At 33.6% G+C, this 20,505-nt stretch carries 34 protein-coding genes; all 34 read right to left on the bottom strand.

What is annotated here, in order from left to right:
* Positions 1-6: 6 nt before the first annotated feature.
* The 34 genes from FS486_RS03300 to FS486_RS03435 all read right to left on the bottom strand — a co-directional run bounded on the left by FS486_RS03300 (position 7) and on the right by FS486_RS03435 (position 20,470).
* A complete protein-coding gene (locus FS486_RS03300; RefSeq protein WP_144509837.1) occupies positions 7-1,050 on the bottom strand; it encodes a ribonucleotide-diphosphate reductase subunit beta in 1,044 nt (347 codons plus the stop codon).
* Complete coding sequence (locus FS486_RS03305; RefSeq protein ID WP_144509838.1) at positions 1,047-1,499, bottom strand: flavodoxin domain-containing protein; 453 nt, start codon at positions 1,497-1,499, stop codon at positions 1,047-1,049. Before FS486_RS03305 ends, FS486_RS03300 begins: the two co-directional genes overlap by 4 nt.
* On the bottom strand, positions 1,496-3,742 hold the full coding sequence (locus FS486_RS03310) for a ribonucleoside-diphosphate reductase subunit alpha (protein WP_260858020.1): 2,247 nt from the start codon (positions 3,740-3,742) through the stop codon (positions 1,496-1,498). The genes FS486_RS03305 and FS486_RS03310 overlap by 4 nt, the downstream gene beginning before the upstream one ends.
* Positions 3,743-3,943: 201 nt before the next feature.
* Positions 3,944-4,141, bottom strand: coding sequence for a hypothetical protein (locus FS486_RS03315; protein ID WP_144509840.1), 198 nt, complete (start codon positions 4,139-4,141; stop codon positions 3,944-3,946).
* The gene (locus FS486_RS03320) at positions 4,142-4,366 is read right to left on the bottom strand and encodes a hypothetical protein (protein WP_144509841.1); all 225 of its coding nucleotides are present in this window, start codon (positions 4,364-4,366) and stop codon (positions 4,142-4,144) included.
* Positions 4,367-4,377: 11 nt separating this feature from the next.
* Positions 4,378-4,590 (bottom strand): hypothetical protein, encoded by a 213-nt coding sequence (locus tag FS486_RS03325; RefSeq protein WP_144509842.1) that lies wholly within the window; start codon positions 4,588-4,590, stop codon positions 4,378-4,380.
* A complete protein-coding gene (locus tag FS486_RS03330) occupies positions 4,587-5,156 on the bottom strand; it encodes a deoxynucleotide monophosphate kinase family protein (protein ID WP_144509843.1) in 570 nt (189 codons plus the stop codon). Before FS486_RS03330 ends, FS486_RS03325 begins: the two co-directional genes overlap by 4 nt.
* Positions 5,157-5,171: 15 nt before the next feature.
* Positions 5,172-5,585: a hypothetical protein gene (locus tag FS486_RS03335; protein ID WP_144509844.1), complete on the bottom strand. Its 414-nt coding sequence runs from the start codon at positions 5,583-5,585 to the stop codon at positions 5,172-5,174.
* A 76-nt stretch (positions 5,586-5,661) separates the two neighbouring features.
* On the bottom strand, positions 5,662-5,910 hold the full coding sequence (locus FS486_RS03340) for a hypothetical protein (RefSeq protein WP_144509845.1): 249 nt from the start codon (positions 5,908-5,910) through the stop codon (positions 5,662-5,664).
* Between the two features lie 14 nt (positions 5,911-5,924).
* Positions 5,925-6,080, bottom strand: coding sequence for a hypothetical protein (locus FS486_RS19945; protein ID WP_186321321.1), 156 nt, complete (start codon positions 6,078-6,080; stop codon positions 5,925-5,927).
* 281 nt (positions 6,081-6,361) lie between these two features.
* Positions 6,362-6,562 (bottom strand): hypothetical protein, encoded by a 201-nt coding sequence (locus FS486_RS03345; RefSeq protein ID WP_144509846.1) that lies wholly within the window; start codon positions 6,560-6,562, stop codon positions 6,362-6,364.
* Between the two features lie 34 nt (positions 6,563-6,596).
* Positions 6,597-7,013 (bottom strand): hypothetical protein, encoded by a 417-nt coding sequence (locus FS486_RS03350; RefSeq protein WP_144509847.1) that lies wholly within the window; start codon positions 7,011-7,013, stop codon positions 6,597-6,599.
* A gap of 246 nt (positions 7,014-7,259) precedes the next feature.
* Positions 7,260-7,415: a hypothetical protein gene (locus FS486_RS19950; RefSeq protein WP_186321322.1), complete on the bottom strand. Its 156-nt coding sequence runs from the start codon at positions 7,413-7,415 to the stop codon at positions 7,260-7,262.
* A gap of 43 nt (positions 7,416-7,458) precedes the next feature.
* Positions 7,459-7,653, bottom strand: coding sequence for a hypothetical protein (locus tag FS486_RS03355; RefSeq protein WP_144509848.1), 195 nt, complete (start codon positions 7,651-7,653; stop codon positions 7,459-7,461).
* Between the two features lie 38 nt (positions 7,654-7,691).
* Positions 7,692-8,204: an AP2 domain-containing protein gene (locus FS486_RS03360; RefSeq protein WP_144509849.1), complete on the bottom strand. Its 513-nt coding sequence runs from the start codon at positions 8,202-8,204 to the stop codon at positions 7,692-7,694.
* A gap of 33 nt (positions 8,205-8,237) precedes the next feature.
* On the bottom strand, positions 8,238-8,417 hold the full coding sequence (locus FS486_RS03365; protein ID WP_144509850.1) for a hypothetical protein: 180 nt from the start codon (positions 8,415-8,417) through the stop codon (positions 8,238-8,240).
* A gap of 180 nt (positions 8,418-8,597) precedes the next feature.
* Positions 8,598-8,801: a hypothetical protein gene (locus FS486_RS03370; protein ID WP_144509851.1), complete on the bottom strand. Its 204-nt coding sequence runs from the start codon at positions 8,799-8,801 to the stop codon at positions 8,598-8,600.
* A gap of 280 nt (positions 8,802-9,081) precedes the next feature.
* Positions 9,082-9,273 carry a hypothetical protein gene (locus tag FS486_RS03375; RefSeq protein ID WP_144509852.1) on the bottom strand — a complete coding sequence of 64 codons (192 nt, stop codon included), beginning with the start codon at positions 9,271-9,273 and terminating at the stop codon, positions 9,082-9,084.
* Positions 9,270-9,512 carry a hypothetical protein gene (locus FS486_RS03380; RefSeq protein WP_144509853.1) on the bottom strand — a complete coding sequence of 81 codons (243 nt, stop codon included), beginning with the start codon at positions 9,510-9,512 and terminating at the stop codon, positions 9,270-9,272. The genes FS486_RS03375 and FS486_RS03380 overlap by 4 nt, the downstream gene beginning before the upstream one ends.
* A gap of 312 nt (positions 9,513-9,824) precedes the next feature.
* Positions 9,825-10,247 carry a hypothetical protein gene (locus tag FS486_RS19955; RefSeq protein ID WP_186321323.1) on the bottom strand — a complete coding sequence of 141 codons (423 nt, stop codon included), beginning with the start codon at positions 10,245-10,247 and terminating at the stop codon, positions 9,825-9,827.
* 33 nt (positions 10,248-10,280) lie between these two features.
* Complete coding sequence (locus FS486_RS19960; protein ID WP_186321324.1) at positions 10,281-10,430, bottom strand: hypothetical protein; 150 nt, start codon at positions 10,428-10,430, stop codon at positions 10,281-10,283.
* A gap of 39 nt (positions 10,431-10,469) precedes the next feature.
* Positions 10,470-11,123: an HNH endonuclease gene (locus FS486_RS03390; RefSeq protein WP_144509854.1), complete on the bottom strand. Its 654-nt coding sequence runs from the start codon at positions 11,121-11,123 to the stop codon at positions 10,470-10,472.
* A gap of 43 nt (positions 11,124-11,166) precedes the next feature.
* Complete coding sequence (locus tag FS486_RS19965; RefSeq protein ID WP_186321325.1) at positions 11,167-11,337, bottom strand: hypothetical protein; 171 nt, start codon at positions 11,335-11,337, stop codon at positions 11,167-11,169.
* Between the two features lie 104 nt (positions 11,338-11,441).
* On the bottom strand, positions 11,442-11,777 hold the full coding sequence (locus FS486_RS03395; protein ID WP_144509855.1) for a hypothetical protein: 336 nt from the start codon (positions 11,775-11,777) through the stop codon (positions 11,442-11,444).
* A 71-nt stretch (positions 11,778-11,848) separates the two neighbouring features.
* Complete coding sequence (locus tag FS486_RS19970) at positions 11,849-11,998, bottom strand: hypothetical protein (protein WP_186321326.1); 150 nt, start codon at positions 11,996-11,998, stop codon at positions 11,849-11,851.
* 243 nt (positions 11,999-12,241) lie between these two features.
* On the bottom strand, positions 12,242-12,568 hold the full coding sequence (locus FS486_RS03400; RefSeq protein ID WP_186321327.1) for a YopX family protein: 327 nt from the start codon (positions 12,566-12,568) through the stop codon (positions 12,242-12,244).
* 35 nt (positions 12,569-12,603) lie between these two features.
* Entirely contained in the window at positions 12,604-12,972 is a 369-nt protein-coding gene (locus tag FS486_RS03405) for a DUF2493 domain-containing protein (RefSeq protein ID WP_144509857.1), read from the bottom strand.
* Positions 12,973-13,010: 38 nt separating this feature from the next.
* Complete coding sequence (locus tag FS486_RS03410) at positions 13,011-13,190, bottom strand: hypothetical protein (RefSeq protein ID WP_144509858.1); 180 nt, start codon at positions 13,188-13,190, stop codon at positions 13,011-13,013.
* A 39-nt stretch (positions 13,191-13,229) separates the two neighbouring features.
* Positions 13,230-13,400, bottom strand: a complete 171-nt coding sequence (locus FS486_RS19975) for a hypothetical protein (RefSeq protein WP_186321328.1) — start codon at positions 13,398-13,400, stop codon at positions 13,230-13,232.
* Position 13,401: 1 nt separating this feature from the next.
* Positions 13,402-13,593 (bottom strand): hypothetical protein, encoded by a 192-nt coding sequence (locus FS486_RS03415; protein WP_144509859.1) that lies wholly within the window; start codon positions 13,591-13,593, stop codon positions 13,402-13,404.
* Positions 13,594-13,628: 35 nt separating this feature from the next.
* Entirely contained in the window at positions 13,629-14,321 is a 693-nt protein-coding gene (locus FS486_RS03420) for a 3D domain-containing protein (protein ID WP_186321329.1), read from the bottom strand.
* A gap of 42 nt (positions 14,322-14,363) precedes the next feature.
* Positions 14,364-18,263, bottom strand: a complete 3,900-nt coding sequence (locus tag FS486_RS03425; RefSeq protein WP_144509861.1) for a PHP domain-containing protein — start codon at positions 18,261-18,263, stop codon at positions 14,364-14,366.
* Positions 18,264-19,709 carry a zinc-ribbon domain-containing protein gene (locus tag FS486_RS03430; protein ID WP_144509862.1) on the bottom strand — a complete coding sequence of 482 codons (1,446 nt, stop codon included), beginning with the start codon at positions 19,707-19,709 and terminating at the stop codon, positions 18,264-18,266.
* 209 nt (positions 19,710-19,918) lie between these two features.
* Positions 19,919-20,470: a hypothetical protein gene (locus FS486_RS03435; RefSeq protein WP_144509863.1), complete on the bottom strand. Its 552-nt coding sequence runs from the start codon at positions 20,468-20,470 to the stop codon at positions 19,919-19,921.
* Positions 20,471-20,505 lie beyond the last annotated feature (35 nt).

Consider the following 20,505-nt stretch of genomic DNA (forward strand, 5'->3'; position numbering starts at 1 on the left):
TCCATTTTATAGGTCGTCAAAACCATTATCGTCTGTAACTTTTGCATACTGCCTCGACTTTTGCTCGAAAAAATCAGTTTTAGTTAAGTCTTGATCATCGCCTTCGCTTACATATGCTCGAATCCATTTCATAGAGTTCTCATTCACGCCTTCATAAATTGGTGCTACATTAATCATAGACAAACATTTATTAGCACGATATTGAATGTACCCTTCCATTTCATCTAAATCAATCTCAGGAATATCAGCTAAAATGAATCTTGACCATTCATTTTCTTTTTCTGCTGCCTCTTTAAATAGCGATTGTGCAAAACTTTCTACATCAAACCCGATTTCATCCTTATTCTCTTCGATTAACAGTTTAATTATTTGAGCTGTTAAAAATTGGTGTGGATTTTCATCTCTTTGAATATAGGAAATCATAGTAGAAGTCCCTACCATTTTTTGATGACGAGCTAAGTTATAAAAGAAAGCAAACGCTGAATAGAAATTAATTCCCTCTAAAATAATTGATGCAATTAGACCTTTTAGAAGGTTTTCAATTGTGCTGTCATTCAGGAAGTTTTCATAGTGTTCAATAATTAATGCGTTTCGCTCATATACCTCCTTCTTTCGGGCAGTTTGAAATGCGATGTCTTGATTCTTTTCATGCTCTACAGATGAGAGAACATAAGAGTATGAGTGATTGTGTACTACTTCTTGCTGAGCTGCTACGATTAGACAGCTTCGTATTGAATCATCTGACAAATAATTTTGTACAGAACCAAAGAACTTCGGTTGAACAGAATCAAGTATAGCAAGCAGTCCGATAATATTACGGAAAGCTTCACGCTCAGTTTCAGTTAGTACTGAGTTATACTGCTTAGTGTCAGACGTCATATTAATTTCAAATGGAGTCCAGAAATTCCCTAATAGTGCCTTATAGATACTGTAAAACTGTGGATACTTAATATCTTCCCAGTTCAAAATACCACTTGCTTGCTCATTAATGACTGCTTTTGATTGGTTTTCTTTTGATGGATCAAATAGTTTTACACGATTTACTTTCACTTAATTACCTCCAAGATTTCATTTGTATATTCTTTGACTTTGTTTTCTTTTCCTTTTGGATTCTGTTCAATTTTTAATTTACAATCAACAATAATTCCATGCTTTTGTAGATGGTATTCCATTTCATCTACAGCTCTACAGTAATACTCTTCACCCCATTGGGTTTCACCTGTTCCAAATAATGAACAGCGCTTTATTTTTTGTGGCTCTTCAATAAGAATTTTTTTAAACATCTTTCTCATGGGAATCGGTAACTTTCCTTGCTGTCTCTTAATTTCCCAAGTCAAACTTCCAAATAATACATAGTCATATTCGCTTAAGTCAAAATCATCCTTATGGGAGAATAGGTGAACTTGATGTCCACCTTCCTCTATATAACCCTTAATTAGTGTAGCTAAGTCTCTAGTGTTGCCACTGAAAGTTAAATACACAATTGCAACCTTAATCATGAACCACAGAATTCACATTCTTCAATATTTGTAGTTGTTGAACGCACATAATACAACGTTTTCAGTTCGTATTCCCATGATTCAAAAAGCAAGGATAGAAGCTCTTTGGCTTTAATGTCGTTTCTTACATATAAGTTAAATGATTGTGACTGGTCAATGTGTCTTTGTCTTGCTGCTGCTTGTTTAATTGAGCCATGCTGATTCAAGCTAAATGCACTGTTGTAATAGAAGTTTGTTGCAGGAGTTAAGTCTGGAACAACTACTGGAATCTTATAGTCTTTCTTTTCTTCATAGTAGAATTGGTTATAAATAGGATCAATTGTTGGCGTTCCATTAGTTAAGATTGCTGTCGAACCGTTTGGTGCTGTAGCAAGTAAATATGCATTACGTATACCGTTTGTAGCAACATCTAGTCGTAGTTCGTTCCATTGCTCATTGCTAACTAAACGATTGTTATCATCTTCTTCTTTTCCATATCCACGAAGTTCAAAGTATTCTCCAGTGTTCCAATCCGAGCCTTCAAACAGAGGATATGAGCCCTTTTCTTTAGCTAAATCGTTTGATGCTTTAATAGTTAAATAGTTAATCTTTTCATACAAATGGTCAGTAGCTTCAATTGCTTCTGGTGTCGCCCAATGTAATCCTCTTAAAGCCAACCAATGATGGAATGAAAAACCACCTAAACCAATTGAACGATATCGTTTATTCGTCCACTCTGCTTGTTTAACAGGTAACTTGTTCATATCAATTACGTTATCTAGCATTCTAACTTGAATAGGAATAAGTCGTTCCAATACATCATCTTTATAAACATTTCCTAAGTGGATAGACGAAAGGTTACAAACTACAAAATCCCCTGCTTTTTTAGTAATAATAATCAAACCGTCTTCAGTTAAAGCCTCTTCAACTACAGAAGTAGGAGTCTGATTTTGAACGATTTCTTGGCATAAATTGGAAGAATATATCATTCCAGCATGTTTATTTGGATTCATACGATTAACTGTATCACGGAAGAAAATAAACATTGCTCCTGTTTCCAGTTGAGCTTTCATGATTTTCTTCATAACATCAATCGCAGGAACTTTTACTTTAGATAAATCATTGTTGCGAACGCACTCATCATACTTGTCACGGAATGAACCCTTGCCTTTTTCTTCATCGTATGAGTCCTCTAATGAGTAACCCATAACTTCTTTGACTTCATGAGGATCGAATAAATACCAATCTGTTCGCTTATCCACTGCCTCCATGAATAAGTCGGGAAGACTTGCTGATAAGAATAAATCGTGAGTACGCAGTCGTTCATCTCCGTTATTTAATTTAGCTTCAAGGAATGAATAGATGTCTTTATGGAATACATCTAAAGTTACATTAATAGCCCCACTTCTAACACCGAGTTGATCGACTGATACCCCTGTGTTATTCAATTGTTTCATCCAAGGAATAACACCACTTGAAGCATTTTTAAACCCTCTTATGCTTGATGACTTAGCACGTACTTTTCCCATATATACGCCAATTCCGCCACCAAACTTGGAAATGTTAGCTACGTCAGTATTGCTGTCGTAAATACCTTGCAGACTGTCCTCCACTGTATCGATGAAGCATGATGATAGCTGCCCATGTGATTTGCCAGCGTTAGCCCATGTTGGTGTAGCTACTGTCATATAGTGATTTGATGTAGCCCAATAGGATTCTTTTACTTTTTCCATGCGTATTTCTTTTGGCTCTAAGCACATCAAAGCTAAAGCAATAATCATATAGCGTTCTTGTGGAAGCTCAAATGTACGTTTATTATGGTCAGTTGCCAAATATCTATCTGATAGAGTTTTAAGTCCAATATAATTGAATAGATGGTCTTTTGTAGGATCAATCCAGCTCTGTGCTAACTTTATTTCCTCTTTAGAGTAATACTTAAGAATATCTTCAGAGTAAATATTCATCTCGCCTAGTGTTTTTAGTAGTCCAATTAAACTGCCATATTTCTCACTTGAATCATATGAGCGATTATAAGAAGCTTCTTTGTATAATTTAATCAAATAGAAACGACTTGCTACGAAAGTCCAAGCTGTAGATTCTCTTGACATGTTATCTAGAGCATCTAGTATTAATCGATTCGTGATTTCTGCCGCTCGGATTTCATCGAGTTTTTTAATCGAATTATTTATCTTTGTTTTATATTTTTCCTTTTCAACTTGCGGAATGCTTTCAAATTCATTTAACACATTATCAATGTAATTCATTAATCTCGTTTCGTTGTATTCTAATTTGCGTGTACCCTTGTTTTTAGTTACTACTGTTGCCACTTAATCATTTCCCTTCTGCATTTGTTTTCATTAATTTGGACTCGTCTAATGCCACTTCCCATTACATAACACTCACCACCAGTTATTCATTATAATAATTTACTTATGTTCGATTTATATTAATCAGCTTGAATTAAATCAAATCTGATCCAAATACCTCATCGCTTTATCTACATACTTGTCCATCTTATCTCGCAATTTTTCATTTTCAATTTCCCCAATAAGCATAGCTAAATGTTCTAGTTCGTCCTTTGCGCTATCAACTTGAATTAATACCAATTCCATTGTCCGTTCTACCATTCGATTAGCTCTATCTTGTTGACTATGGTATTCCACTTAATCACTCCTATTCTCATACTCTTCTATCTTCTCAGCATTTATCTTTTCATCACGGTTCAATTTATCCACTAGAAATTGAAACATTCCTTGCAGATTGGCTACCCTATGAAAGTCTGGATTAACATCTGGGCTGTAGCTTTGAAGTAAATTGGTATAATAGATTAAAGAGCTATCAAACCATTTCTTATTATCTTTCCACATCTTCTCATAAATATTTTCCATCTTATCCTCCTTTATACATGGCTCGTGCTATACATAATCAGCGTTACAACTAAACAAACAATCCCAAAGAATGTGTAAATTTGCTCTAATGTTACCAATCTATCAAGCTGATTAGATGTTACAGTTTTCTTCTTTATTTCTCTTTCGTATCGCAACCGATAAGCCCCTGCGATAACAAAGTTGAAAATAGTTAGAGTTAGGAATGTAGCGAGTAATTGACTCATGCTGTCACCTTCTTATCTAAAAGCTCATCAATTATTCTATCTAATGATTCATATGCTTCTTCTACTGTTCCATTGTTGCTTATGGTATAATCACATTTAAATTGATCATAGAAGGTTTCAGTATGATGCTTCATGTCCTTATTAGAAAATGTGTCACCTCTTCCTATCATTCTAGCTTGTCTGACAGCTTCATCTGTTTGAACACGAATGAATGTGAATCCTTTATCCTTCAATGCTTGATACTCATTTGGCATACGACAATCAGTTACAACGATGAATTCTTTACTGTACTTTAATTTTCTTCTCATGTCAGCTTCTGCGTCGATGTCTTGAAACATCTTCTTAATCCAAACTTCTGCATCAATTTCTCTAAACTTCGTTCCAATTGCTTGAAGTAGCTGCCTATTCTTTGACGTGCCATCTCCATATAGATGAGGGAACCAAACTTTAGCTACATTCTTAACGTGGTCTGCAAATGCATATCGTGTGAATCCATATTTCTTAATAGCATATTCAGCTAAAAAGTCCTTTCCTCCTCCAGCTTCTGATATAAACGCTAGATTCATTTTAACACCTCATTTTTATAATTTAGTTATGTTGCATTTATTGAAACGCACCATCAGATCTGTGCGTACTCTAGCAGTATAGGTTCGTCTTGATTTTTGACCAACGTGTGTGCTAATACTTTTCTGTATTCCTTGAACATGTGGTTCAAGTTTGGAATTCTGATTTATTATTGCTTTAATAGAAGAAAGCATATCCATTTCATCTTTTGCTTGTCTGCGTTTAACTCTGGCTTTCTTAATTTGATTTGCGATATGATAGCCCTCTGCTGCATTGAATGTATCTAATTCTGCTAGGTGTAATAAATCTTGTACTTCTAAGTCTGCACGACTGATAATTTCATTCAGCACTTTAATTCGCTCTGGAGTTTGAGAAACAACTTGTTGTAATTGTTGTGTTGCTTTTTGATACACTTCAACTAAATTTTGCATGTGTCATTCTCCTTTTTCAATTGTTATACTAGTAGTTTATTATAATAATTTATTCATGTCAATGAATATGTTTCTTCTAATCCCAAAATGTACTAGATAATTGTTTTACCTTTATTTCCACTTCTTTTATGTCTTCAAGAAGACTTGCTGCATACATCTCTTCATTTATACGATTCAGTAATACATCATCAATTAAGTACAACCGTAAATTCTCCTTAATAGAAGTAAAGCTGTTTGTTAGTGAAGCCGATAATTGACCATGCTTTTGTATTAATTGGCGCTCAATTCGTTCTACATTTTCTAATTCCATATCTTCTCCGTACACTTAATTACCTGCTTTCATCGAAGAAATTCATCTCCAACTTTTAGTTTTTCTGCTTTTTCAAGTGTTTCAAATGTGACTGTTGATTCATAAAGCTTGCTCTTATGGCTTTCCATTATAACAGGAACGCTCCAATAAACAATTGTAGCATGATCTAGCGTGAATTCAATCAATCTTGGTATTCCTATTATTCTTACAACTGTATGAGGCTTTAAGATTGTAGCCACCTCCTTATTCTATTTGTTTAGTAAAATATTCTAGCAATGTGCTCAATGATACTGTCTGCCATAAAAAGTGCAATTACGATTAACCAGAATACCATCCAGGGATTGTCACTAGCAAATTTATTCATCTTAAATTCCTCCAATAAAAGTGTTATTTTATTCACTTTTCATTCCTATATATAGTGTTACAGTAAAATACTATTACTATATATAGTGTTTTAACTTCATCTTCAAGCTTTGTTTATTTGCCATACCTTGTCTTCATTTAAATAAGAGTCACTAGTTGCGTGAAAGACAGTAGAGCCACTTAAATCTAAAACTTCTTCCCCAGTAGATTCGAACATTCTAAAATTATCTCCCTTTTTTAACTCTTGGAAGTTAATCTCTTTCCATTCTCCATTTATATAGACTTCTGTTCTTCTATTATCCATTTTTTGCCCCCTGATATAGATACGTTATTTTAAATTATGACTCTTCGTTGTACTCAGCTATTTCTTTCCATCTCTCAATTACTTTTGAGTTTGTATGTTTATCCACGTCTTTCAAGTTCTCTCTAGCCTTAGCAGCCAATTCTTTTTTACTATTCTCTAAAAACTCATGAACGTCTTTTTCTAAATCATATTGTGGATACAGTAGCTTGGATGAATCCACAATCATGAATGGAGCATCTATGTTTCTTGTAGTTTTAATAAATTGCAATCCTGACCACGATGCTTGAAATCCTGTCATACCATGTTTGCTTGCAAAATAATTAAAGAATGCAACTGTGCTTAATGTTAAAGCATCTGCTATTGAATTGTAACCATGAGTTTGCTCTTCTAGTTCTGTCAGATAATTTGTGAAATCGTCCCAGTCTTTAGGGAAATAGTTTTCTTTTATCATTTATTTTCCTCCTTTTAATAATTTATTTATAGCCAGTTGAAATAAAAGTTTCATCAATCTTTGTTAAATCTACATTGATTACATACATGACTACTCCAATTATTATCGCAATTGTTACATGACTTTAATGGGCATTTGTCACAATCTTTATTTTCTTGATCAATGCATTTCATAGTGAAAATATATTCGCAATTAAACAAATCTTGCTTCGCCATGTTATCACCTCATAAGTGTAATACTCGCATTTTATCTATTTTCTTTAATATTTCCGTAACCACCTCTAATATCTTCTTTGATAACGAGACTAGGTATTTCACCTTCACTTAAAGGAGTCAGTTTTATTTTCCTATTACCGTTTTTATCTAACAACCATAATTCCTTAATGATAAGCTTCTTAGTCAAGTTAGTATCACCTCACTCTGTATAAAATGGAAATTTCGTTTGATTATTGTTTAAACAAATTCACAAATTTCATTAGCTCGTTTGAAATCATTTCAGCTTCTTCTATTGTTACAGCTATAATGTTCCCATCACCAGAATATTTTCCGTCTGTTTCTATATAAATAACATCTTCTTCATCAGTATCGGTTGTACCATAATTCAATCCTATTCCGATATTCTTAAAATGAAAGTCCTTCATACCAACACCCCTTAATAATTAATAGTTTATTCATGTTATTAATTTACATTCTCTTCAGGTAAGCTATTCTTATAATCTAAATACTTTTCATCTGCCTGTTTTCTGGCATTGATAGCATCTTCTTTGTTTACATAATAGCCTAAGTTCTTATGCTTATAATTCACCATGATATAAGCCATCCATTTTCCTACTGTTTTATTCCATGTGACTCCTCTATGACCGCTTGTATTATTAGCGTAATGTTTAGAGTTGCTCATGTTTTGTTTCCTGTCGCATATTCTTAACTGTGACTTTCTATTGTCCATTGTGTCGCCATAAATATGATCAATGTCTTTTCCTTTAGGGGCATCCATAATTAACCTGTGCAACAGTATTCCCTTTCCTGTTACAACATAATACTTCTTTTTGTTTAAATGGTTTACACTCCATTTTACTTGTTGGATTTTTTCAACGTCTTCCAAGTCTACTTTAATTTTGAATGTGCCATGAGTTTCAGATACTATGGTCATTACTGCGTATTCTTCTAATATTTCTATATTATTCTTTCCCATTTCCTCACCTCCACATCGAACGAAAACTTCGTTTTATTTGATGTCTCTATCAAAAGCAAAGCCAATTTGTGATATTACCAAATAAATACCAATCAAGATATACATCTGTGCATTACTCATGTGAGGCAATTTCACTATCGCAGCAAGAAATAAAACTGTTGCAATAATAAAGATTACCACTGCAATCAATAGCTTCTTTAATAGTTGTTTCATTCGTCCTGATCCTTTTCAGTATTGAACCATTGTTTATACTTATAGCCTTTAAAGAATGGATTATTGCAGGCATCACATTTTACATCAACAGGAACATCAAGTGTATTACCTACATATAGGAAATGTTCCTTACAATTTGAACAAGTTTGAATTGATCGCACTGGATATAAACTCATTTTTTCACCTCGCCATACGTCTTAGAATTATGAGTTTGAGCGTAGCTCTTACATTTTCAGCGTGTTCACTATACCGACCTTTCTTAACGTCCTCCTCAAAAGCATTTCGAGATAGTGCATATTGTTCTAAAATGTAGTCATCCGTCTTGTCTTCTAAATATGATTTCAATTCTTCTTTTGTTCTCTTTTCTTTAAGTAGGTGTGACATTTTAATTTCCTCCTCATTTTTAGTTACATTAAAACCCTCATTTTATTTATAGCTAATTGCTGGCACTTCTTCTATTGTAATAATTCCACTTGCTACTGCTAACTCAACACTGAATGGAAGCTTTCGTAAATAGCTTTCTGTCATAGTAGCTCCGTACATTTTCGATCCTCTCATAGAACCATCCAAATTAAACTTTACATATTTGCCACCGCATTTAATTACAAACAGTTTCTCCTCTTGCAAACAGCCACGCCCTCTCATACAAGCCCCATGCTTACCTTTAATCAATCCATTCAAAATCATACATAAGTTTTTTAATGCTTTTTGACATTCGATATAGTTGACTTTTGAGTTCTTCATTTCCATCTATAAACAATTTATTGTGAAGAGAACCCATTTCAATATCTAGCTGCTCTAAACTATTACAAACCAATAAATACTCATCTTCGTTTAATACGTATTGTTTTTTCATGCCTTATCTGTCTCTATTTCTAATTTAGTCAGATCATCCTCAATATTAGCTACTTCAGTAGTAAATGTAAGGATATTTTTGTGCTCTAACTCTATTCCTGTTGCATTTGCTAATTCTTCGAGTGATTGTTGTTTTCCACATATATAATGAAGCCTTTCTTTATCGTTATATGGACAAGACAAGAGTTCGGCGTAGTATGATTCGTACAAATCTTTTAGTTTCTTTTCTATATTGATCATATTCTTCCTCATTTCTTAATTCTGATTGGTGAATTCCACCAATTGTTTATTCTATTAGTTTTTAGTTGTCTCATAGCGACTTGAAATGAAAATACAAATATCATAATAACAAAAAGAATAAGTGTAAATGGTAAAAAGATAGTTGCCATAACAATATCGCCCTTAATAAAATGAGTATGGGTTCCACTATCGATCTTTCGAGCTAAATCCATCATGAAGCAAAATCCTGTTCCCATGTATAATAGGAAACAAAAAAATAATATATTCATTCTAATCCTCCGCTTCTTATTTAATTATAATAAATGGTTGCTTTCATTTGATTTTATATAAATTAGCACTATCTAAAGTATTCAGTTTCTCAATTATTTTAGTGGTATCTAAAAACTTTTCAGCGTCCTTTTTAGGTAAAACAAAATCATTGTGGAGTTCAGCAAGTATCTCACCAGTATTTCTTACATAGCCGCCTGCATTTAAGTCAGCAAACATAACAGTATTAAATCTTTTATTTGGGTACTCAACGAATTCCACTTCAGTGCTACTTCTCCCTACATATATTTCCTTGATAGTTAGTATGTCATTTTTCTTAAAATACTCATTGGCGTATTCCTGATGATCGAACCCATTCTTTTGTAGATAAATTACTTTTCTTCCTTCTTGCGATTCATCTGATTGATATCGTTCACCAAAACCAGCGTACATAATTAGTCCACCTTTGAGACTCATTGTTTTACTCATGATTAATTCTTCCTTTTTTAACGATAGTTGCTTTTATTTGAATACTCTTCTCTTTAATTTGCTCATCTTATCGTAATTATCAATAATAAATCTTTGATAAGGATACAATTTAACATTGAAATATCTCTCACTAAACTCTGAAGGTTTCATTTTCTTAAAGTCATCGGCTTTTTCAATCTTCATAACTATCCACTTCCTACTCCTTATAAAAGGAATTTTTTATTATAATTTCATATATAATTTATAATCATCATTCAGCCATTTAATTATCTTGTCTAATCTTTCTTGGCTAAAATTAGGGTTATCTTTGTTATACCATTCTTCTAAACTGTATTCTCGTTTACTAGAATTACAAAAATGGCATGATGGAACACAGTTATCTAACTTATTACTCCCTGTATGATCTACGTGCTCTCTATGCAAATCAAATTGTTTCATTTCGCCATACCATAGGCGATAGTGTTTATCTACTGAAAGTTCGCAGTAAGCACATTTATAGTTAAAATAGTCTTTACAATTTTTCCATTCTTCTTTTGATATTTCATGAGTTTTATTCTGATTCCGCTTTCTACCGTATGCACTCATTTTATCTTTGTTTTTACTTTGCCAAATTTTATGTTTTCCTGCTTCCACGTACTTTCTCTTTTGTTCTTTCACATATGGTTGAACATCTTTTCTTTTCATTCTTTCTCTTTGTCGTTCACGAGTCCTTTCTTTGTTTTCAGACTCCCATTTCATTCCTTTTTGAATTGTACATTGTTTACAGTAGGGGTTATGATAAATATACTCGCCTTTCTTAACACTTTTCTTTTTCTGCGAATAAAATTCCGTGATTTCTTTCTCCACTTTACAAATACTACAAACTTTAGTATTCAAATATTATCTCCTTTCCAAATAAATTCCTGCATTTGTTTTACTTTCAATTCTTAATAACAACTGCATCAATAATAAAGACTATTAACAATCCCCACCAAAATATTGCAGTTCCACTTAAGTCGTTTTGAATAATTGTATTAATACCTTCTATCACTTGTGATGTCTTTTCTGTGTAATTGATGATCATTGTTGCTATTAGATAAATAATTACCATTTAATCTTCTCCTTCTTCATTTTCTAAATGCTGAGATTGCGATTCTAAGCATTTTAGAATTCGACTTGTGAAGACTTGTCCGTCTAACTTGCTTAGAATCGTATTTATTTTTTGATAATTGTTACGTATTGGCTTAAAGAGTCGACTCCACATGTAAGACAGTGTGAATTATTTTCACTTTCAAATTGAACTATTCCATTTTTAATCCATTTAATTTTTACAGGCGTTCTATCTAAATCTTCCAACGCAAAGTATTCCGCATCCATATCAAGCCAACTATATTCTTTTCTGGATACATACCGTGATGGTGGTGCTGGAGGTCTTGGCTTGGTAGTTGGTGGTTTAATTTTGCACCCTCCACCGCCTCCTCCAGAACCACTAATTAAATACAGGCAAGAGATTATAACTAGAATAAAAATCACAATTACTGCTTCAGACATACATTATTCAGCCTCCAAGTACTCGATTTTCTCATTTATAAAATCACGCAAATACTTCATTTCTTCAATCGTTAGCGCTGCTGGTTTTCCGCGTGTATATATAATGGAGTATTAAAAGGATACTGCTTACTTAACTGCTCCTTTGCTTTGTTCCAATCTGAATAATTCGATTTAACGGTTAGACTGTGGAGTTCAAACATCTGAGAATCAATTGTATGCATTTTTATATCTCCTTTTATAATAATAGTTTACTTATGTTATATCAACTATTTTGATTCTTTCTTATCCTTTTCTCCAATTGTTATCCCACAGTATACTGCTGATAGAGTTGATGCGAACAATAGAAGCATGTCCCAACCACTTAGTTCTACCTGATCAAGAAATATTGATATTAAAACAAAGTAAGTGATATATGAGATTATTATCTTCATTTAGTTCTCCTCTCATCTTATAAAACTAACTTTTTATTGTGTTAATAACTCAAGGTTTTCGTATATGTTGCCTTTAACTTCAATATCTCGATGAACAACATTTAGAGGATATTGTCCTAAACGAGCCCAATACGTACCATCCTCGTATTTAATAACCGATAAGTCGAAAGCTCCGTAATCGACAATATCACCTTCATAAATCTCCACACCATATTTATCCTTTATTCCTGTGTATTGCATATTAACAGCGTCAAAAACTCCATATCCTGTTGGGTCAAACCCTCTGTTCATAATGTCGTAAAAATCAAAATAGTGCATTGTCTTCCCTTGCCATGAGCGAAATTTAAACTCTCTATTCATCTTTATCCTCCTCATTTTCAAATAAATGAATTGTTTTATTGGTATTTGACAACTATCGTTTTTAACCCTTCTCGTTCGGCTAAATCAATCATATGCTTAGTTCCTTTGCTTATCCCATCCCAAAATACAATACAACCATCTGAATACTTTGCCATTTCAGCGTTACGTCTATATCCTGCTGACTTTCCATATGAATCCCAATCAGCGTTTTGTACTGACAATTTACAATTAAATTCATGTGCAAATCGTTCTCCTAATTTATCTGCACCTCTTGCTCCTCCTGATACAATTTCAACTTCAGTTAAATCGTACCGTTGTAAATAGAATAATAACTGTTCTTTAAGTAATTCATAATCATTAAAGTTTCTACTACCAGCTACTATTACTTTAAAAGTAGATGTCATCTAAACCCTCCTCTTAATAAAACTTGAATTTGATTTGACTACTTCCACTCAAACTCGCTTGCAACCAGATATTCAATTCTTCCAGTGCTATCTTTAAATACGTAAGTCTCTAAATCGTATGCATCATAGTCCATTCCTTGAAACATTAATTCTGATCCAATTTCAAAGTTATGATAACCAGTTTTAGTAACTGCCTTATCCCCTATTTTATGCTTCATAATTCATCCTCACTTTTTATTATTTTTATAATAATTTACTTATGATAAATGATTGAAACGACTAACTATCTCTTCAATATCATCAATATAATCTAATGCTTCGTCAACAGTATTATACAAATGTGTCATATTGTAATGCTTTGATGAATTCCATTTTATTTCAGTTGTCTTACATTGTTTCCCTGTGTACTCTACGATGTGTTTTCTCATATTAGTCTTGTACTAAGTCATGCAAGAATCGAAATGTTTCATCTAATAAGCGCAACTGTTCAGGTGTTTCAAATTTAGTCTGTGATAAGATGTCGTCTAATTGTAATGCAAAGCTAGTAATTAGCCCATTTCCACTGTCTTTGTTAAGAATCATATTGATATCATATTGGTATTCGTGTGCTTTAATCGTCATTTTATTTGTCCTCTATTCTTATAGTTTAGTTTTGTTCATTTTAATACTCTAACTTGTACTTTTTCTCTGCCTAATGAATAGGCTACTTTATCGCTTTCAACTAAGATGTCGATTCTGAAGCCCTTAATATTTCCTCCAGTATCTCCAGCAAGTGCTTTAAATGTTCCGTAGGATGTTTTTACCTCTACTAATGAGCCTAACTTAATTTTTTTAGGATCAACGGCTATAACTCTATATCCTTGTTCATAAATCGTATTTTTTACATCGTATCCATAAGCTGTAGTGCCTGTGCATCCAGTATTACAGAATGCTGAATAGTGAGTTGCTTCATATGCAATCCAATTGTCATTTAATTGCTTCCCTCGGCTAACTATAACTTGCTTCTTCTTTTCTTCTTCTTTAGCTTTCTGCTTAGCAATTCGCTTAGCTTCTAATTCGGCTGCAAGCTTATTAGCTACTATTATCTTCCTCTCTGCTAAATTCTCTTTATAGTTTGCTAGTTTATTATTTTGAATTTCAGTTACTATTGAAGAATCATCTAGTGCTAATCTAGTATCTTCTAAGTTGTTACAGTTATCATAGCATTCGTTAATTTCATTGTCAATTATAATAATTGATTTATGTTGAATTATTTTTAAGGCGGTTATTGCCCAGATTAGTAGACTGATTGTTACTAACACTGCTATTACTAATTTCTTCTTGTTGCTATCCTTGTTGTTAGAATTCATATATACGCTCAACCCTACGCTCATTGTGAACTCAATGACTAGTTATACTCTAGTGCGTTCACTTTGTAGACCTAAACTTCCATCCTCTCGTACCTCAGTAATAAGGTTAATTGTGTGTTGTCCTTTTGGTGCTTTAAGAACAAACTGATCGTCTCGTCGATATCCAGTCATCATGACCAAATTAGAACGGGTAAACCAACTAGATTCTAATACCGTCTTTGTGCCATTGTCTACTTTTGAAATACGCTTGTCGTAATGGGAGAATGATCCACCATACATCTTCGCCACAACAACGCCTTCAGGAGTCAAAACTGTTATTGTATGATTGTTTTTATTTTTATCTAAGACTGTCCCGACTATATTAAACAATTGATAGTTCTTCATAGGTCGTCCACGCCACTCGTATTCTTCTGTTACAATTGGATTCTCGTCTAGTTCAAAGAAGTTGCTAATTCCATAACGAGTATAGTCTACATCTTCAAGCTCGTGTCTACTAGAATAAAAGGACACTGATTCCATTTCCCAGCTCTCTATTGTGCCACTAGCATGTGCAGTCCATAGCTCGTAGAATTGGGCAACGTTATATTGTCTGACAAACGTCTCGTCTGTATAGAGTTCTGTTAATGGCAACATTTTAGTATCATATTCCTTTTTGAATAGTTTGTCAGAAATTAAAAGCTTGCCACTGTGTTCACCTACTATTGAATCTGAACTGAAGTTATTTTCAAAGAACACTTGAGAGTAGACATCTAAGATGTAAATTTTATCTTTAGGCTTGTCTACTGTTTTATGAACAGATTTCATGACATGTTTACGGAAGTTATAATAATCTTGATAATGTTTCAACTCTGGTGTGTTTAGTAATCCTAATGAAATAATTCTAGGAAGGTTTTGACCATTTAATTTCTCTTTTACGTCTACTTCTTTGATTAGGAATTGTTTCATTATTTCAGGTGGACTATTAAATTCATTGAAAACACCAGCTTTGATTAGGTGAATCAACTGTGATTTCTGAACGTTTTTAGTTTGATACATTCTCTCATAAAAATCTTCAAACGATTGGTAAGGTTTGTTAGCTATTAGATCATGGACTAATTCATCGTTTATCCCAACAATACCTTTTAATCCAAAGACAATACGATTGTTTTCCACATCAGGAGTAAATCCGAATCCAGCATGGTTTATTAAAGGTAATGTTACCTGTACATTATGACTTTTCATTTTTCCGATTCCTGCTGCTATCTTCCCATATTTCGTGGATTTGTTATTCTCGTTGTCTTCATCTGCACCTGCTGAAACAGTTAAACAAGAGACATCCCAAAATATTCGAGGATAAAAATGAGCTGTATTCATTTCCTGCAATGCAATAAGCGAATAGCCTGATGAATGTATATTACTGAAAGAATAACCAAGTTGCGGAACTATTTGAGTTTCCCATACATATCTTCTAAGATTCTGACTAGCTACTCCTTGTGTAAATACCATATCTTTAATTTTAGGAATTTCGCTCATCAGTTTCTTTCCGACTACTTTTCTTGCTGTATTACTGTCAATTATACTGAATCCACAAATATCTTCGTCCATTAAAAGCAACATCATCTCTTCCTGTGAAGAAGACACACCATATACAGGTAATAGATGTTTCTCAAGAATCTTAACTTCATCGTTAGTTAAACCATATTCGTCCATTTCTTTATACCAATCGCCAATATTTTCTTTATGTCGAACAAATTTATCGATGGGTTGTTCTTCTCCGTCTGACATTAGTCTCATAAGACTGTTAGCTGCACTTAATTCAGGAATGGATTTAGGCTTACTTTTTTTAACACATTGACCACCAACGGGAGTTTCAAATTGGAATAAGTCTGGAATTTCATTGTTAGCTACTTTATTCCACATTTCATCATCTTCATATACAAGATTATCTGGATGTAGATACGCCTCATAAGTAGCTCTTAATGAACCTTTGTCTTCAATAAAACCATGTTCAGTTAGTAAATCCATTGCAGTTCTAATACGATCCATACCCTCAACAGTTAATGCATCAATTTTTAGTGCCCCCATATAGTCACTCGATTGCATATCAAATTGCGTTGTTTCTTTACCGCTACTAGACTTCATCATCGCATTTTGAGCAACATATCCGTCGTCCCCTGAAAATACATAAATTCCTGACGCATGGACGCTGCGTGATTTAATTAGCCCCTCAATTTTTACTGAGGCTTCAAGCAGTCCTGGATATTTGGAAACGGCATTCAGAATTTCTTTTACAGGTTTTTCTCCGTCTCCTCCAAAAAAAACCTTGTTAAGGCTCCAGTTAAAACCTCTCTCTACAGGGATTAAAGTAGTGAGATAGTTAACTTCATCTATATCTATCCCCATTCCTCTAGCTGCCGACAGCAATGCCGAACGACTGCCCTCCGTACTAAAAGTTGCAATATTTAGTACGTGCGTTTTGCCATATCTATCCTTCATGGCTTCTAAAATTTGACCACGTTTGGACTGTTCAGTATCAATGTCAATATCTGGGAGTTCGGGACGCTCGGCTGTTAGGTGGCGGAAATGCGGTAAATTGTAATCAAGGCTATTCAATTGGGTGATATCGATTAGAAAATTCACAAAAAATCCAGCTCCTGACCCCCTAGAAACCCCTACTATTGAATCTCCTGATTCCCACATTACATTGACTACAACGTCCCTAACTAAAACGTAATAGGCTGACAAGCGCTGATGCAACTTTTCCGAAATTAGCCAAATCTCTTTTAGTTCCGTATTAATTCTATCTAGACATATATGAAAATATTCTTTATCTGCTTTACGTTTACGAACAATTTTCTCTACTAATCCCTCTTGGATTAAATGAAGAAAGTATCTATCAATTTTATCCTCACTCATAGCAAACTTTTTAATATACTCGTAGGTATCGTAGCCTTGTTCTAAAATGTGTTGAAAATCAAATTCAGGGATTGGTGGTACAGGCACAACAGTATCTTGAGCTAAATCATACATTTCAACTTTATTGTAGATTTCCATAGTTGCATCAAAACCAGCTTGAATTTCTTCTTCTGTTAAATACTCAATTAAATACTCTTTAACTTCATCTTCAGACATAATATAAGTGGCATCATAGAAGGCATCGACTTCTCGTTCCATATTCTGAGACTGTAGGTATGTTTTATGGATTCCTCTGTCTTCCTTCTTTAGATAGTGTCCATCAGTGGCTATGGTGTATTTTAGCCCTGTTTCTTTACTTAGCTTGATTAGTTCTTTATTTACGTATACTTGTTCTTCATTACTTGATGGCTGAATTTCTAAATAGAAGTGCTCTTTGCCAAATACATCTATACAGAAGTCAATGAAATCCTCCAATCTCTTCTTATATTGTTCGACACGTTCTATGTTACCTTCTTCTGTATATCGTTTAATTCTCAATAGCATTTGACTGGCTTCTCCGCCCAAACATGCTGTAGATGCTACAACATCTCCTTTTTCAATAATATCCTTAAGATTTTTCTTGAATGTAGGAGTTCGTTCAACTAGACCTGCTTTCCAACTGTTTTCCCATGCAAGAGAGCTCAGCTTTTTTAATTGCAAGTATCCATTCGGATTTAAAGAGACAAGCAAAAAATGAAAAAATTGAGAATCCTCATTGCGGTTCAACTGATTTTCTTTTAGTTCATCTAAAGAGTCTTCAAAAACGAGATAAATTTCATTGGCTAAACCTACCTTGAAGCCTTCATTCAGCTTTCCTGCATCTCTAAGTTTTTTGTATTCTTGAATGAAAGAAACGTGCCCACTAAGGATTTCGTGATCACTCAGGCACAGACCTGACAACTTTATCTCATTAGCATACTTAATCATTTCATCTATACGATTTATCGAGTCGAGTCCAACTTTTGCGTTACTGTAAGATGAATGATTGTGTGTAGAAAAATATGACAATTAGTTCGCCTCCTTTAATTTATCATAGTCCTCTTTGTACATCCATTTGAAGCCACCTGTCGTTTTTCTTTTCCCATTAACATATCTAGAAATCGTTGAATCAGATAAGCCTTCAATTTTAGATGCTTCTGCAAGACTCTCATATACACAGATAAAGCCATAGTCCATCGTTAGCTTTACCACCTTTTTCCTCATTGTCTTTGCTCCATTAGCTACAGTCATTGTTTTATCATATTTACATAAACCTATTTCATTACCCCTTTTCAAGTATTTTATGACAGTAGTGAGCGATAGACTGGTCTCATTAGCTATTCTTTTCGTAATCGTATTCCCTTCATTCCAAATTTCACATACAGTCTTCATTAGGTTTCTTTCTGCTTTTGTTTTTAACTCCTCCCAATCAACACTTTTTATTTCGAGTATGCTAAACAAATCACTTTCTTCAACACTGTTTTTAATATACTCAAAATCAGAGACTCTAGCGTCTAATCTAAGATAATGATAAACTCCATTACTTATTGCTAGTTCATATTTAAATAAGTCATTCTCAATCTCTTCTTCTAATGTTCTACCACCTAAATCTTTAAAACCTCTTTGATAGTGTTGTAAGCCATGTGCTTCAATTATTAACTTATATTTCGGCAAATAAAAATCATATCTTTTATTTTGAGACCACTTCAAAGGTTTATCATGGTTAAAGTCTATTTTTAATTGTTTCAATAAATGATATATTATTTTCTCTGGGTACGATACACCATCTGCGCATCCCTTACAATATAAAAAATTGTTTTTAATTGTGTATATTGCCTTGTTTTTTATGTGTCCTCCACAACATGAACATTTCCAGTCTGCTTTCTTAGTACTCCATTGAGTATATTTATATCCATCTACTTTAAATAGCAACAGTTTTGCCTTTTCTGGATTAGTAGTCCACATGTCGTTGAAACCTGCCAATACTTCACTTCCATTGCATATAGCACAGCCAGAACCGTGCCCATTCCTACTATTTACACTGGCTTTCCATCCGTGGTCAGAGAACTTGCTACATTGCCACCAAACTTTTTTGTTGCTATTAACAGCCGTATTGTTTGGAGTAAGTTCACCATTTAATGTTGGATGCCACTGTGCTGCCAGTTCTGGGTTATTCATAGCTAAAGAGTTTTTGTCAGTAGTAACTCTTCCATTGCAATAAGGACAGTTGTTCCCTTTTTTCATTTCGCTTCCCACTCTGCAATATATAGCTGTACACCATTTGTGTTTATGATCCATACTACAAACCCACCAAACCCTTTTGCCACTTCCCTTAGTAACCTGATAAACATCCAGTCCCAACTTTTCATTCTTTTCAAAATCCCATTCTTCAAACAAATCTGGTCGATGTCTAAGCATTGCGTTATCTTTCAGTACAACACTCTCATCAAACACAGGTCTCTCTTTCTCACACATTCTCTCTCCTCCTTATATAGTAAAAAGAGCACAAACAATTTCACTTGTTCATACTCTAATAATATTCTAATAATTTACTTATGTCAATCAATCTGACTAGCATTCTTTCATTCGATAAAACCTAAATTTCATTCGATAATTAGTGTATATTAATACTTTATTCATGTATAAATGATTGTTTATATACAGTTTATTATATATTTATTATGCTAAATCCAATCAATGGTTGGTTTATCTGTATTCCCCTTTTCCCATACGAACCATGCAAACGCCAATACTCCACTTTTTCCTTTTTTATCTGAATCTGGTTCATAAAAAGTAAGTCTTTTAGAGAACACATAAACGTTCTTAGGTGGATACTTTTCAAAAAACACTTTACGTTTTTGTCCTTCTAGGAAGTTAAGCTTCAATAATAGAGCTACTTTTCCACTTGATGATTCTAGTCCCTTTTCTACAAATTCAAGTGCCTGATTATATGGTGGATTTGTAATAATATTTTCAGCTTTAATATTGTGATCACTGATAAAATCTAATGTACCCTCTCCATAGCCACGATCAATTTTATCAGTAGAGTATACTTCAAATCCGTTTTCTTTTAATACTTTACTTATTGCTCCATCGCCACAAGCACATTCCCAAACGTTACCTGTAAAGCTTTCTTTCTCTAATAATGATAATACTGCATGAGAAGGAGTTGCGTAAAAGTCGTTCGCTTCCCGTTGTCCAGTGTTCTTATTTCCTGCTAATGCGTTTGACTTCATTATTTATCCCCCATTTTAATAATTCATTTATGTTA

The sequence above is a fragment of the Bacillus sp. FJAT-22090 genome, from assembly GCF_007676755.1.
Lineage (GTDB): Bacteria > Bacillota > Bacilli > Bacillales_A > Planococcaceae > Psychrobacillus.